The following is a 14,232-nucleotide window of genomic DNA, read 5'->3' as shown; positions in this document are numbered from 1 at the left end:
CGCCCCCCGGGGGGAGCCCCCCCCTCTCCGAGCACCTGGAGTCCGCCATGCCTCGCAGCCTCAAGATAACCGCCGCCTTCAGCCTCACGCTCCTGGCACTTATGAGCCTCCTCTCGTTTCTCCTGATGGGGACCTTCCGCGGCCCCCTGCGCGAGAGCGTCGGGCAGCAGCAATTCTCCCTCGCCCTCGGTATCGTCTCGGTGCTGTTGGCCAGCGTCCCGGTGCTGCTGCTCATCTTCGGGCACCTGAAAAACGAGGTGCTCAGGCGTGCCGCGGCGGAGGAGTACGCCAACCTCCTTCTGGAATCGGCGCGCGACGGGGTGATCGGCACCGACCTCGCCGGCAGGATCCGCTTTGCAAACCGCGCGGCAGTGAGGCTGCTGGGCTACCAGAGCGCCGCCGAGCTGTTGGGACAGGACCTGCATCAAAGCGTATTGAAACCGGCTGCCGACGCGGCACCCTACTCCGCGCAGAACAGCCCCATCCTGGCCTGTGCCGCAGGTGCCGGCTGCTGGCAGGTCGACCAGGATTCCTTCACGCGCGGCGACGGCAGCGCGCTGCCGGTGCAGTACCGCTGCACCCCGGTCCTGCGCGAGGGGAGCTGCGACGGGGTCCTGATCACCTTCAACGACCTCAGTGCGCGGCGCGCCACCGAGGAGCGCCTCAGGGTGCAGGAGGCCGCACTCAAGGCGGCAACGGTGGGGATCGTGATCGCCGATGCTGCGGGAGGGATCCTCTTTGCCAACCCCGCGTTCTCGACCATTGCCGGCGCTCCGGAACAGGAACTCTTGAAAGGGAACCTGGGGATGCTCCGCACAGAAGGGCTCCCCCCGGAACACCAGCGCGAGCTCTGGGATACCGTTCGGGCCGGCCGGAGCTGGCACTCCGAGTGGACCGGCAAGGGGCCCCGCGGCGTCAGCTCCAGCGAGGCGGTCACCGTGACGCCGCTCTTCGCCCCGGATGGAACGCTGAGCCACCTGGTCGGGATCTACCAGGACCTGAGCCCCCTGAAAAAGGCCGAAGCGGCGGCCCGGGAGTCCCGGGAGGAGTTGGGCCAGGCGCTGGTCGCGGCGGGGAGCGCCCTTTGGCAGTGGCACCCGGAGACCGGTCGGCTCTCCCCCGATGAGCGCTGGATCACCTTGATCGGCTACCGGCCCGACGAGCTCCCTGCCACCCCCTACGAGTTCTGGCGCACGCTGTGCCACCCGGAAGACCTGGAGCGGCTGGAGGAGGCCCTGCACGGGCTCCACGGTGAGCGCGCCCCTCTGGCCCTCGAGGTTCGGCTGAGGCATCGCGCCGGGCACTACCTCTGGGTGGCAGTGAACGCCCGCTGGCTCGCCGGTCCTCCGGCACGGGTATCGGGCATGGTCCTCGAGATCAGCACCCGCAAGAGGTTCGAGGCGGAGCTGTCGCGGAAGAACGTGGAACTGGAGGCAACCAGGGGCCAGCTCGGCGATGCCCTGGAGTCGGTGGGGCGGCTCGCGCAGCAGTCCGAGCAGGCCAACGCAGCCAGGAGCCGTTTCCTGGCCAGCGTGGGACAGGAGCTGCGCACGCCGCTGCATGGCATCCTCGCCTCCTGCCACCTGCTGGAAGGGACCCGTCTTGCCACCAAGCAGACCGGCTACCTGCAGAGTGTCACCTCCTCTGCCGAGTCCCTGCTGCGTACCATCAGCGACATCCTTGATTTCGCCGAGATCGAGGCGGGACAGCTCGGCCTGGCCAGGGTGGAGTACAGCCTCCCGGACCAGGTGAGGGAGCTTGGCGACCGTTTCCAGCCGCACGCCCGGCAAAAGGGGCTCAAGCTGCAGCTGCGTCTCGACCCGGCGCTTCCCGAGCACCTCTTGGGGGATCCGCTCAGGCTCTCCCAGGTACTGGGGCACCTGCTCTCCAACGCGGTGAAGTTCACCCGCCACGGCTCGGTCAGCCTCGAGGGGGCCCTGGTGCACGCGGTCGGGGACCCGGACCAGGTCTGCTTTACCGTCCGCGACACCGGGCTCGGCATCCCGGACCGGGAGCAACCCCTGCTGTTCCACCCCTTCGGCCAGGCGGACGGATCGGGGCGCCGCAGCTTGGGCGGTACCGGCCTGGGACTGGCGATAAGCCGCGCGCTCAGTGTCCTCATGGGGGGCGAGCTGCGCTGTGAAAGCGTTCCCGGCGTCGGCAGCAGCTTTACCCTCAGTTTTCCCTGCCTCCCGGCCGAGGGTGAAGCGCCGGCCGCGGAACCGCCGGTGCCGGAGTACCGTTTCGCCGGTGAACGGGTACTGGTCGTGGAGCAGAATAAGATCAACCGGACCATCGCGCAGCAGGTGCTTAAGGGGGCGGCCGGCAGCGCGAGCGCCTCCAGCCAGGAATCTCCAGCCCTCGACCTGGTCTGCGGCATCCGCCAGATCGGCGGCAGCCGCGAGCTCTACGCGGATCTCCTGCACCGGTTCGTCGACGAGTACCGAGACAGCGCCACGCGGCTTGCGGCCGAGCGGGAGCGCGGAGACCTCGCCGGGGCGGCGCTGATCGCGCACTCGGTGAAGGGGGTGGCCGGTGTTTTGGCGGCGGTCCCCCTGCAGCAGGCGGCGGGATGCCTGGAGCGGGCCCTCACCCAGGGGGCGCCGGAGCTCGCCGGATACCTGGAGCGCTTCGAGAGAGAACTTGAGGAAGTGCTGCAGGCCGTTCCGAAGGTGACCGCGGAGGCGGCCTGAGGCGCATCGGCCGAACAGGGGCCCGCGGGTACCTCGGGAGGAAGGGCACTGGGGGAGTGGTGTTTCCGGAAGGGATGGGGACACAACGGAAGAAGATGGGCAGGGCTCCCGCACTCTCAGTGCGGGGGCTTTTTTCTAGTACTGACAAAATGAAAGGCCCGCCAGTTTCGGCGGGCCTCTGTTGCTGTTGGTTCGTCTTCCCTTTTCAAGGGTGGTACCGGTGTCCTCAGACACCGGCGCTGGACAGCTCTCAGTTTTTAAGAATCCTGTTCGGTGGAGTTACCTCGATGTTGATTTACCTCCTTTTTCCCAGATTCTTTCTCAGCTAGCTAGCTGATGTAAATATAGCACCCCTCGCTCATTTTTACAGGCTGTTGCAAATTTTTTTTTTAGGCTATACTCCACCGGTTAATGAGGAGTGAGGCCCTCGCCTCGCTGTGCCAGTCCCCCCTCCGAGCAGTCCCAGTCTTGATCCGTCTCCTGCCACCCTTGTCAGAAAGAAAACTACACGAAGTTGCCGCCTCACCGAGTCGCCAGCAGCAGTCTGTGCCCCCCCTGCACCACGTCACCCTTTTCACCCTGCTGGGCTGGTACTGGGGTTATTATGCGCCTGCCGGCGCTCCGGGCGAATCATTCACCCCTACGTACCCCTTATCCCCGGAAGTTCCCGATGTTCCCACTGGAAAAAAAAGCGGGGCGACACCGATCGGTGCGCCCCGCTTCATCTTCATTTCAACCTGTGGTTCTAGGACTTCGTCTTTTTGGGGTGGCACTGCAGGCAGGTTGTCGGCCCCTTGTCTTCCAGCTCGTGGCAGGCGATGCAAACCTTGTGGGCGGTATCCTTGCCCCAGCGGTCGATCTTGCCGATCTTCGTGTTGTGGCAGTGGTAGCACTCCTGGTTCAGGCTCTTCTGATGCTTCCAATGCTGGAAGGGAAGTTCCATATCGCCCATTTTGAGCCGAATGATTTCCGGACCGGGATCCTTTGGTGCAGTGGTCACCGCAGCAGCAGATACGGCTGCGATTGACAGTAATCCCAGTACCAGTACAAGTCGCTTCATCATTTGCATGCTCCCTTTGAGATTTTTGGGTACGAATGTAACAGACTTACACTCTTTGTCCAGCGAAAAATGCCCCAGGCCCTTGACACAGCAGGGAAATCGGGTAATCGGGCCGCTGCCCGGATCCCCTGATGCGCAACCGGTTACCCGGAAGTTACCTCACCTTATCGGATCCTCCTTGCTCCAGCTAAAGCCCTCCCGCCGCAGGGTCTGCCGGTAAGGGTATCATGCGCCATTTCGGGCAACGGAAGCGCCCCCGTATCCCGGTTCCTTTTGGCACCCTCCCGGTTCCCCGCAGGGTCTCCCGGGGTCTCACCGGCCCGATAAAGTTTCTCAACTTACTGAGATTACTAAGATCCTCGGCCTCCAGGGGCGGCTTTACATCGCAGGGAGGGGTGTTACAATCCGGTGGGGCCGCGAGAAGGACCCGCAACACCTGCAGCGGCGCCGAATGTGCCGGCCGCAGGCGTAGCTGAGGGACCGGCGGGGACCGGTCGACCGGGGGTAAGCCATGAAAACGTCCGTGATCGTCGCAGTAATCCTGCTGGTGGTGCTTCTGGGGGCGGGGGTCTACTACTTCCGGGACCTGAGCGGCCCGAGCCTGACCCTGGCGCCGGACCGGGGTCCCATCTCCGCCCGGCGCGACATCACCTTGAACCTTGCCGACCCCGGCTCCGGGCTGCGCAGCCTGAGCATCGAAGCGCTGCAGGGAGAGAAGAAGATCCCGGTGCTTGCCAAGCAGTACCCGGCCGGCAGCCACCAGGCCCGGGAGACCTTCCGACTTCCCGCAGGGCTCAAGGAGGGGACCTTCCAGCTGCAGATCAGCGCCACCGACCGCTCCCCCATGCATTTTGGCGCCGGCAACCTCACCCGGCAGTTCCCCAGCTTCGACCTGCAGAACAAGCCCCCCTCCGTAGCGGTACTCAGCGTAGCGCACAACATCGCCCGCGGCGGCGCGGCCCTGGTGGTCTACACGGTAAACCGCGAGGTCGAGCGTTCCGGGGTGGTCTTCGCCGACCGGTTCTTTCCCGGCTACCGGCAATCCGGCGACCTCTACGCCTGCCTGTTTGCCTTCCCCTTCAACCTCCCCGCCGAGAGCTTCGTCCCCAAGGTCCTCGCGGTGGACCGGGCCAGCAACGAGCGGCTGGCGGGGATCTACTTCCACCTGCTCCCCAAGGCGTTTCCGCACGACCGGATCGAACTGAGCGACTCCTTCCTCGAGAAGGTGGCCGGTGAGTTCAAGGACCGCTTCCCACAGGCAGCGACGCCGCTTGATGTCTTCTTGAAGGCCAACTGGGAGCTGCGCGAGCACGACCTGAAGATCCTCGCCGAGTGCGGCCGCAACACCTCGAAGGTCCCGGTCTGGGAAGGGGTCTTCCTGCGTCTCCCCAACTCGGCGCCGCGCGGCACCTTCGCCCAGTTGCGCAGCTACTACTTCCACGGCAAGGAGGTCGACCAGCAGACCCACCTGGGGATCGACCTGGCCGCCCTGGCGCACACCCAAGTCCCCGCGGCCAACACCGGCAAGGTGGTCTACGCCGACGACCTGGGGATCTACGGGCAGTGCGTGATCATCGACCACGGCCTCGGGCTGCAGACGCTCTACGGGCACCTGAGCCGGATCGCGGTGAAGGCGGGGGACCAGGTTAAGAAAGGACAGATCATCGGCAACACCGGCGACACCGGACTGGCGGGGGGCGACCACCTGCACTTCGGCGTCGTCGTCTCCGGGGAACAGGTGAACCCGATCGAGTGGTGGGATCCGTCCTGGATCAAGAACAACGTCACCGGCAAGCTCGCCGAGGCGGCCTCGCGCGCCGCAACCCCCTGATGTCGGATATTTCCGGCAGCCGCGGCCAATTGACATTTAGGGGGCAGCCAGTAAAGTCACTCTTGTCGTTTGAGGTGCCTAATCCACTCGTCCCGGGAGCACACGTGAGATCGATCCTCCGAACCATCCTCTTTTTCTTCTGCATCGTCTGCTACGCACCCGCCGGGTGGTGCCGCGAGCCCGACCCCGGCCTCAAGGCGGTCGGGGTGCGCGGCGGCTTCAACGCCACCTCGCGCAACGACGAATTCCACCAGTACGAAGCCTTCGCCACCTTCGGGCTCCCCTGGTCGCTGCGCGGCGACTCGGGATGGGGGGTCGCGCTGCAGGCGAACGCCTCGGCTGGGACGCTGCACGCCGCGGGAGAGTACGGCTTCATCGGCACCCTCGGGCCCGGGGTCATCGTCGACCGCTGGGGGAAGGGGCTCGGGCTGCAGTTGGGGGGCGATCTCTGCTTCCTGAGCCAGTACAAGTTCCGCAACGTCAACTTCAACGGGAACCCACTGTTTCTCGGGCACATAGGGCTCGTCTACCGCTTCGCCGGCGGGCCTGGGATCCTGTACCGGTTCCAGCACATGTCCAACGGCGGGCTGGGACGTCACGGCGCCATCAACACCGGGCTCGACCTGCACATGTTCGGGGTGAGTTGGAATTTCTAAGGGGTACGCGATGCACCAGCTGATCTTGCTGCGTCATGGGGAGAGCGTCTGGAACCAGGAGAACCTGTTCACCGGGTGGACCGATGTGGACCTTTCGGAGCGCGGCCGCGAAGAGAGCCGCCTGGCGGGGCTTGCCCTCAAGGAGCGGGGGGTAGGCTTCGACGTCGCCTTCACCTCGGTCCTGAAGCGTGCCATCCGAACGCTCTGGATCCTGCTCGACGAGGTGGACCGGATGTGGGTGCCGGTGCACCACGACTGGCGCCTAAACGAGCGGCACTACGGCGCGCTGCAGGGGCTCAACAAGGCGCAGACCGCAGAGAAGTACGGCGTGGACCAGGTGAAGAAGTGGCGGCGCAGCTACCTGGTGCAGCCTCCCGCGCTCGAGCCGGGGGACCCGCGCCACCCGAGACTGGACCCGCGCTACCGGGAGCTCGAGCCGAACCTCCTGCCGGCGACGGAGTGCCTGAAAGACACCGTAGAGCGGGTGCTCCCCTGCTGGGAGTCCCGGGTGGCACCGCTTCTGCGCCAGGGGAAGCGGGTCGTCATCGTGGCCCACGGCAACAGCCTGCGCGGCCTCATAAAGTTCCTGGACGGCATCTCCGACGACGAGATCGTGAACCTGGAGATCCCCACCGGCCAGCCCCTCATCTACGAGCTGGACAAGGACCTGCGGCCGCAGCGCCACTACTACCTGAGATCCCAAAACTAAAGGGGCTGCCGATGTAGCCGGCAGCCCCTCCCCTTCCCGCCGGACTCACTCCTCCCCGGCGCCATCCTCTTCACCCAGCCATTCGGCCTGCCACTGGTAGCGCTCCAAAGAGATCCTCCCCAGCCGATCGAAACGCACCCCCTCGTGCTCCAGGCGCACCCGCTGCAGCGGATCGGGCACCCCGTCCTCCGAGCGGCAGCTGATGCGCCCCTGGGCGTTCACCACCCGGTGCCAGGGGACCGGCAGCTCTCCGTGCAACGCGGCGAGCGCGTATCCCACCTGCCGCGCCTGCCCGGGAAACCCCGCCAGGCGGGCCACCTGGCCGTAGGTCGCCACCTTACCTTCCGGAATCAGCTGGACCACCCGGTAGATCTGCAGGTACTTGGCCGACACCCTCACGCTCGCCCCCTCGCCCTACAGCATGAAATCGGTGGAAAGGAAGTGGGACTTACGTTCCCGGACGATGTTGGTGATGATGTCCCGGTTCTCGTCGGTCTCCCGCGCCGCCACCACGATCCGGATCGAGAAGACCCGCAAGGCGTCGGCCACCGACTGGGTCCCCTCGGCCGAGTTCTTGCGGCCGTTGAAGGGGAAGCTGTCCGGGCTGCGCTGGCACTGGCTGTTGATGTTGATGCGGCAGACCTGGTTCACCAGGGCGTCCACCAACTGCGCCAAAAGGTCGCCGTCGCGCCCGAAGACGCTCGCCTGCTGGCCGTAGGGGGAGGCCACCACGTAGTCGATGGTCTCCCTGAGGTCGTCGAAGGGGACCACGGGGATCACCGGGCCGAACTGCTCCTCGTGGTAGATCCGCATCTGCGGGGAAACCGGGTAGATAAGCGCCGGGTAGAAGAACGAGCCGCTGCGGGTGCCGCCCCCCGGATTCACCACCCGGGCACCCTTGCTCTCGGCGTCGCGCACCAACTCGGCGAGGAACTCGGGTTTTTCCGGTTCGGGGAGCGCGGTCACCGTCACCCCCTCCTGCCAGGGGACCCCGCAGCTAAGCGAGCCGATCCCGGCGGCGAGCCTTTCCAGGAACTGCTCCACGATGCTGCGGTGCACGAAGAGGATCTTCAAGGCGGTGCAGCGCTGGCCGTTGAAGGTGAGACTCCCCGAGAGGCATTCGCGGACCGCCAGGTCGAGGTCGGCATCGGGCAAAACGATGGCCGGGTTCTTGGCGTCGAGCCCGAGGACGCAGCGCAGCCGGTGCGGCCTCGGGTGCGCCGCGCGCAGGGCGTCGGCCACCTTGTGGGTACCGATGAACCCGAGGACGTCCACCTGCCCGGACGCCATCAGGGGGGGGAGCACCACCTCGCCGTCGCCGTACACGGTGTTGACCACCCCCGCCGGGAAGCAGGCGCGGAACGCCTCGAGCAGCGGCGCAAAGAGGAGGATCCCGAAGCGCGGCGGCTTCATCACGATGGTGTTACCCATGACCAGGGCCGGAATGAGCGTCGTGAAGGTCTCGTAGAGCGGGAAGTTGTAGGGGCCCATGCAGAGCACCACCCCCAGGGGCGCCCGGCGGATCTGGCCGATGATCCCCTGCTGGATCACGAAGCGCGAGGAGACCCGGTCCAGCTCCTTCAAGGCCTCCAGCGTCTCGCGCAGGTAGCTTAAGGCCCGGTCGAACTCGCGCTCCGCCTCCTTGAGCGACTTGCCGATCTCCCACATGAGGAGCCTCACCACCTCGGCACGCTTCTCCTGCACCGCCGCCGCAAAGCGCGCCACGCAGCGGATCCGCTCCCCCACCGACATGGTCGGCCACTCACCGCGCCCGTTACTGTAGGCGCGCGCCGCCACCTCCAGCGCCTCCCGGGCCGCCTCCACGGACAAAAGAGGTGCCGCGCCGATGAGCTTGGCGGCAGGCGCGCCGGCGCCTGAAAGCTGCACCGGAGAGAGGATCTCCTGGAGTGGGCCGCTCCAACGGCGCAGTTCGCCGTTGATCAGGTAGTAGTCCTGGGTGAGGGGGGCGGGGATGCGGAATGCTTCGGGGATCTCGGCTTCTGCCGGGAACAGTGCTGCAAGGCTCTCTTTCACAGGCGGGTCCCTTCATGAATGGTGTGCAAAAGGTAGAGCTACTGCAAAACGGGGGGGAGGTCAAGCTTTAATGGGAGATGCGCCACCAGCGTGCAGCGGCGATGCCAGGAGGAGGGTGGATGGGCTGGCGGGGCTTGGGGAGCGTCTGCGCAGGATCGGCAGAGGAGGGAATTTTGCCCCGCGGGCGGGGATTACGATTCGGGGTCGGTATCGAGCAGCTTCAGCCACAACGGGGCAAGTTCCGGGAGGTTCAGGATCTGCTCCCGGCTGAGCCCCTCGTCGAGGGCGTTAGAGATCACGCAGAACTCGGCAAAGGAGAGCTCGGGATCCTGCAAAAGTTCTTCAGCGCTGGGGACTCTCACGGCACGCCTCCTGGTCGGGCTGCAACAGCACCGACCCAGTTTAGCACATTTTAACGTGGTGGAGTGACAGCGGGGTTACCCGGAAGCGCCAATCTGGTGGCGGAGTGCAGACTAGCGGCGCCGCAGGAGAGTGCGCGCCGCGAAGGCACAGAGGAAGGTGACGAAGTTGACCAACACGATGGTCGCGCCGGTCGGAAGGTTCATGACAAACGAGACTGAGATGCCGACGACGACGGTGCAGACCCCGATAAAGGCTGAACTGATGATGGCGGTGCGAAACCCCTTGGAGAGCTGCAGCGCGGTGACGGCGGGGAGGATCAAGAGCGCCGAGATGAGCATGATGCCGACCACCTTCATGGCCAGCACCACGGTGAGAGCCGTGAGCAGGACCAGGATGGCGTTGATGCGCCCGGTATCGATACCGGAGGTCTTGGCAAGTTCCTCGTCGAAGGTACTGGCGAAGAGGTCGTTGTAGAAGATGGCGACGCCGGAGATCACGATGACGAAGAGCACCGCGGCGATGGCGAGTTCGCTCGAGCTTATGGAGAGGATGTTGCCGAACAGGTAGCTGAAGAGGTCGATGTTGAAGCCACCGGCCATGCTGGCGAGCATGACGCCGGTGGCAACGCCCAGGGCCGAGACGATGCCGATCGCCGCGTCGCCGTAGATGCGCGCCCGCTCGGCAAGCTTCAGGATCCCGAGCGACGAGGCGAGCACCAGCGGGATGATGGCGAGCGTCATGTAGAAGGAGTGCAGGCGAAACAAGAGTGCGAGCGCCACCGAGCCGAAGGTGACGTGCGAAAGCCCGTCGCCGATCAGGGAGAGCCGGCGCAGCACCAGGAACACCCCCAGCACCGAGCAGAGGATGGCGATCAGCGATCCGCCCACCAGGGCCCGCTGCATGAATCCAAAACTGAGCATTTCCGTTATGTTCATCGAGTCCTCTTAACTGCTGGGGCTAGGGGTTAACTGCAGGGGTTAGGGACTGGGGGTTAGGGTCAAAAAGCGCCTCCACCACAAACTGAAGACCACCCGGACTCGCTAGCCGCTAATCCCTATTCCTTATTCCCTGCCTTTAACGCCTGTCCCCAATCTCCGATCCTAGTCCCTGCCTTTAAAGCCGTTGCCTGGCCCTAGCCCCTAATCCCCAGTCTCTGCCGTTAGCCCCTGCTTCAATGCCTGTGGCAGACCAGGTGCTGTCCGTGTTCGCCGAAGAGGCCGGTCATCTCGCTGGAATTGCAGAAGTCGTCAAAATCGCCGCAGAAGATCACTTTCTTGTCCAGGTAGAGCAGGTGCGTGGCGTACTTGCCGATGGTCGCCGTGTCGTGGGTTACCAGGAGCACTGTGGTCCCCCTCTCGCGGTTCATCTCGTAGATCAGCTTGTAGAAGCTCTCCCGGGTTTCGGGATCGAGCGCGGTGGTCGGCTCGTCCAGCACCAGGAGTTCCGGCTCGTTCACCAGGGCGCGGGCCAGGAGCACACGCTGCCTGAGACCGCCGGAAAGCTCACCGATCATGCGGCCCCGGATGTGACCGATCCCCATCCAGTCCATGGTCCGTTCGACCGCGAGGGTATCCTCCCGACCGAAGCGCCGCGGGAAGCTCTTCCCCGACAGCCGCCCGAGGCGGATCACCTCATCGACCGTCGCCGGAAAATGGGGGTTGAAGAACTGGAGTCCCTGGGGGAGATAGCCGATGCGCCGCCACTCCTTGAAGGAGTCCCGCGGGGTTCCCAAAAGCGAGATTTCTCCCGACTGGGGCGTCACCAGGCCGAGGATCACCTTGACCAGGGTGCTCTTACCGGAGCCGTTCGGGCCGCAGATCCCCAGGTAGTCGCCGCGGCTCACGCTGAAGGTCACGTCACGCAAGGCTTCGCTGCCGTGGTAGCCGGCGCGCAGGTTACGGATCGCCAAGGCCGCACCGTTCATAGCGACACCTCGTTGCGTCGGGGGTGCGAAAAACCGGCGAGGCAGACACGCCGACCGGTTGAACATGAAATCAAGGGGTACCTCCAGCGGCAGCGGCGCACACGCCGCACAGGCCGTTGAGCTGCAAGATGTGGGAGAGCACCTTGCCGCCTATGTTGCGGCTCACTTCCTGCTCCAGTGCCGACAACCCGCAGGCGGGGAGGTCTTCAACCTTGCGGCAGGAGAGACAAACGAAGTGATGGTGGTGCTCCCGGTTGGGACAGAAAAAGTAGTAGAGCTGGCGGTTGGGATGGATCACCTTGGTTATCACGCCGCTTGCCGCAAGCTCCTCGAGGTTGCGGTAGACCGTCGGCAGGCCGAGCCGGTCGAAACGGTCGCGCAGCCGCTTCCAGAGCTCCTCGGGACTCGCGTAGCCGCTCTCGGCGTACAGCGCCTCGAGGATCGCCAGACGTTTCGGCGTCGCTTTCATGCCGGCGTCTTTCAGTGCCCTGGCGTGCCCCTGCTCCATGACCTCTCCTAAATAGAAATGATTTCGTTTTAGCATAAACACCGGGTCTTCAAAGTCAAGCACAATTGTGCTGGCGTCACAGGTTGAGATGTGTTAAGGTGCCGCCGCTAACGGTCAAATGACTTAGCAGATCAGGGGTTTAACGTAGCAAGGAGCCGGGCTGCCGGCTGCGGGTGGCGCGCGTCCTGCCTGATGCCGCGTGGTTACCTGATCCTGACATTTCTTGTCCTGTTGGCGCCCGGCTTGCATGGTTCGCCTGGTGCGCTAGATTTGCTATTTAATTGATTTTCTTGATGGTGGGCATGACATGCAGAAAGAATCCTGCAACTATAAGGAATACTTCCATCCCGGGCAGCGGGCCAGAGTGGAACTGGCGGTCGAGGGAGATGGCGTCTTCAAAGACGGCGCGGTGGTTACCGCGGTCGACGAGGACCGCATCGACCTGCGCCTGTCCCGCGATATCCTCCCCGAGGGGACCCTGCTCCACTACGACGCTCCGCTGGTGGTGCGCGTCGGCGTGAGTGGCAACGGGTACCGCTGCCGCGGCATCATACTCGACCACCTTCCGGGAGACGCGCTGCAGGTCCGTTTCACCAGCCAGGTGATGTCGGAAGATCTGCGCGAGTATTTCCGTCTCAACACCGACATCCCCGTCACCCTCTTCAACGTCACCGCCGGTACCGCCGAAGAGAGCGGCTCGGGCGGGCTCAGGATAGCGAGCGAAGGGAACCTGCCGCGCATCGTCAACATAAGCGGTGGCGGGCTGCGCACCGAAACCGAGATGGCGATGACGGTCGAGGACATCATCTATGCGACCTTCCACCTGCCGCTTCCCGAGCCCAAGGTGATTCCGGTTGTGACCCAGGTCGTGCACAGCGAGGTGGTCGAGCGCCAGGAAGGGACCTGCGTCGGCGCCGGGCTGCGCTTCATGCACATAAACGAGCGCGACCGCGACGCCATCGTGCGCTTTGTCTGCAACGAGGAGATCCGAAGAATCCGCGAGCGACGCAAGGAGTTCTTCTCGCTGCCAGACCAATAAATCTGCCGTACTCCACAAAACGAAGAAAGGGCGAACCGAACGGTTCGCCCTTTCTTTTTCACTGGCTTGATCATTCGGCCCGGCCGCGCCGCCCTACCCCAGCTCCTAGCTTCAGCCGAGCTCTTGCGACAGCAACTGCACCAGGCGGTCATTCTCCTCGGCACGGCGCACCGCCACCCTGAAAAAGCTCCCGTCGAGTCCGACAAAGTTCCCGCAATCGCGGATCAGCACACCCGCCTCGAGAAGCCTGCTGCGAAGCTCTGCCGCGGTCCTGCCGTTGTCCAGCCGAACCAGAAGGTAATTCGCCGCAGACGGGAACACCGTCAGTGCCGCGAGCGCGCCAATCCGTGTCGCCAGGCGTGCGCGCTCGGAGGCCACGTATTCCCGTGTCCTTTGGACATAGTCGAGGTCGCTCAGCGATGCGATACCTGCGACTTGCGCGGCCGTGTTCACGCTCCAGGGGTCCTGAAGTTCAGCGATGCGGGCGATGGTCGTGGCGGCTCCCAGGGCGTACCCCAGGCGCAGGCCGGGGATCGCGAAAAACTTGGTCATCGAGCGGAGCACCAGCGCACCCTCGTTTGCCACCACCAGTTCCTTAGCCGAGGCCTCTTCGCAGAAGTCGATGAAGGCCTCGTCCAGCACCAGGAAGGTCCTGCTCGACTGGCACAAAGCCAGCACCCGCGCGAGCTCTTTCCTCGGCAGTAGCGACCCTGAGGGGTTGGCGGGGTTGCACAGAAACAGCAGGTCGTAGCCTTCTCCCAGCTTTTGCAGAAGAACCGGCAGGGATAGCTCGAAACCGTTCTCGGGCTTCAGGAAGAAGTAGTCAACCTCCCAGCCGGAGCGCTCCAGCGCGCTGGCATACTCGGCGAACGCCGGGGCTACGATCAGTGCGCGGCATCCCGCGCAGCCCCGTGGCACGAGGTGTATGAGTTCGGTAGAGCCGTTGGCGACGCAGACCTGAGCCGCAGTCACCCCGTGGTAGGTGGCAAGTGCCTTCTTCAACTCGAAGCAGTTCTTGTCCGGGTAGTGCAGCAGGCGGTCGAGGTTCTCGGCAAGCGCCTGCCCTACACCCGGCGCCATACCCAGCGGGTTGATGCTGGCGGAAAAGTCGATGACCTTTTCCGGCGCAATCCCGAGCGAGCGCGCTACCGCAAAGACATTACCGCCATGTTCGTGGCTGCTGGACATCAAGGCTCCAAATAACAGGCCACCGGGGAATGACTACCGCGGGGCCTTGCGTTGGCATTCTGGGGCTGCAGAAGCTTTTGCGAAATGTCCCCCTTTGCGAAGGGGGGATTTAGGGGGATTTGGCGCTGTGGCAGACACCGACGCGGTGGCCCCCCTGGGTCAAATCCTCCCTGTCCCTCCTTCGCAAAGGAGGGGACCTGATTCCTCTTGCAGCGCTGCGTGGTGGA

At 64.6% G+C, this 14,232-nt stretch carries 13 protein-coding genes; 5 read left to right on the top strand and 8 right to left on the bottom strand.

Features of this window, described 5'->3' with window-relative positions:
• Positions 1-47 precede the first annotated feature (47 nt).
• The gene (locus GMST_RS07980; RefSeq protein WP_183354105.1) at positions 48-2,693 is read left to right on the top strand and encodes a PAS domain S-box protein; all 2,646 of its coding nucleotides are present in this window, start codon (positions 48-50) and stop codon (positions 2,691-2,693) included.
• Between the two features lie 745 nt (positions 2,694-3,438).
• Here GMST_RS07980 and GMST_RS07975 read toward each other — a convergent pair.
• The gene (locus GMST_RS07975; protein ID WP_183354104.1) at positions 3,439-3,636 is read right to left on the bottom strand and encodes a cytochrome c3 family protein; all 198 of its coding nucleotides are present in this window, start codon (positions 3,634-3,636) and stop codon (positions 3,439-3,441) included.
• Between the two features lie 628 nt (positions 3,637-4,264).
• On the opposite strand from GMST_RS07975, the gene GMST_RS07970 reads away from it, so the two are divergent.
• The 3 genes from GMST_RS07970 (at position 4,265) to gpmA (ending at position 6,949) form a co-directional block, all read left to right on the top strand.
• Positions 4,265-5,584 carry a M23 family metallopeptidase gene (locus GMST_RS07970; RefSeq protein WP_183354103.1) on the top strand — a complete coding sequence of 440 codons (1,320 nt, stop codon included), beginning with the start codon at positions 4,265-4,267 and terminating at the stop codon, positions 5,582-5,584.
• A gap of 104 nt (positions 5,585-5,688) precedes the next feature.
• A complete protein-coding gene (locus GMST_RS07965) occupies positions 5,689-6,240 on the top strand; it encodes an acyloxyacyl hydrolase (protein ID WP_183354102.1) in 552 nt (183 codons plus the stop codon).
• A gap of 10 nt (positions 6,241-6,250) precedes the next feature.
• Positions 6,251-6,949 (top strand): 2,3-diphosphoglycerate-dependent phosphoglycerate mutase, encoded by a 699-nt coding sequence (gene gpmA / locus GMST_RS07960; RefSeq protein ID WP_183354101.1) that lies wholly within the window; start codon positions 6,251-6,253, stop codon positions 6,947-6,949.
• Positions 6,950-6,994: 45 nt separating this feature from the next.
• Here gpmA and GMST_RS07955 read toward each other — a convergent pair whose 3' ends face one another.
• The 6 genes from GMST_RS07955 to GMST_RS07930 all read right to left on the bottom strand — a co-directional run bounded on the left by GMST_RS07955 (position 6,995) and on the right by GMST_RS07930 (position 11,778).
• Positions 6,995-7,348: an MGMT family protein gene (locus GMST_RS07955; protein ID WP_183354100.1), complete on the bottom strand. Its 354-nt coding sequence runs from the start codon at positions 7,346-7,348 to the stop codon at positions 6,995-6,997.
• Positions 7,349-7,363: 15 nt separating this feature from the next.
• On the bottom strand, positions 7,364-8,983 hold the full coding sequence (locus GMST_RS07950) for an NADP-dependent glyceraldehyde-3-phosphate dehydrogenase (protein ID WP_183354099.1): 1,620 nt from the start codon (positions 8,981-8,983) through the stop codon (positions 7,364-7,366).
• 191 nt (positions 8,984-9,174) lie between these two features.
• A complete protein-coding gene (locus GMST_RS07945) occupies positions 9,175-9,345 on the bottom strand; it encodes a hypothetical protein (protein WP_183354098.1) in 171 nt (56 codons plus the stop codon).
• A gap of 111 nt (positions 9,346-9,456) precedes the next feature.
• Positions 9,457-10,281: a metal ABC transporter permease gene (locus GMST_RS07940; RefSeq protein WP_183354097.1), complete on the bottom strand. Its 825-nt coding sequence runs from the start codon at positions 10,279-10,281 to the stop codon at positions 9,457-9,459.
• Positions 10,282-10,517: 236 nt separating this feature from the next.
• Positions 10,518-11,270, bottom strand: a complete 753-nt coding sequence (locus GMST_RS07935) for a metal ABC transporter ATP-binding protein (protein ID WP_183354096.1) — start codon at positions 11,268-11,270, stop codon at positions 10,518-10,520.
• 70 nt (positions 11,271-11,340) lie between these two features.
• Complete coding sequence (locus tag GMST_RS07930; protein WP_183354095.1) at positions 11,341-11,778, bottom strand: Fur family transcriptional regulator; 438 nt, start codon at positions 11,776-11,778, stop codon at positions 11,341-11,343.
• A 307-nt stretch (positions 11,779-12,085) separates the two neighbouring features.
• Here GMST_RS07930 and GMST_RS07925 point away from each other — a divergent pair, with 307 nt between their 5' ends.
• A complete protein-coding gene (locus GMST_RS07925) occupies positions 12,086-12,817 on the top strand; it encodes a PilZ-like domain-containing protein (protein ID WP_183354094.1) in 732 nt (243 codons plus the stop codon).
• A gap of 111 nt (positions 12,818-12,928) precedes the next feature.
• Here the strand turns inward: GMST_RS07925 and cobD are convergent, their stop codons facing one another.
• The gene (cobD, locus tag GMST_RS07920; protein ID WP_183354093.1) at positions 12,929-14,005 is read right to left on the bottom strand and encodes a threonine-phosphate decarboxylase CobD; all 1,077 of its coding nucleotides are present in this window, start codon (positions 14,003-14,005) and stop codon (positions 12,929-12,931) included.
• Between the last annotated feature and the right edge of the window lie 227 nt (positions 14,006-14,232).

Origin of the sequence: Geomonas silvestris, from assembly GCF_014193515.1 — a bacterium.
GTDB classification, from domain to species: domain Bacteria; phylum Desulfobacterota; class Desulfuromonadia; order Geobacterales; family Geobacteraceae; genus Geomonas; species Geomonas silvestris.
The sequence above is the reverse complement of the archived record's forward strand: the minus strand, read 5'-3'. Positions and strand labels throughout refer to the sequence as shown.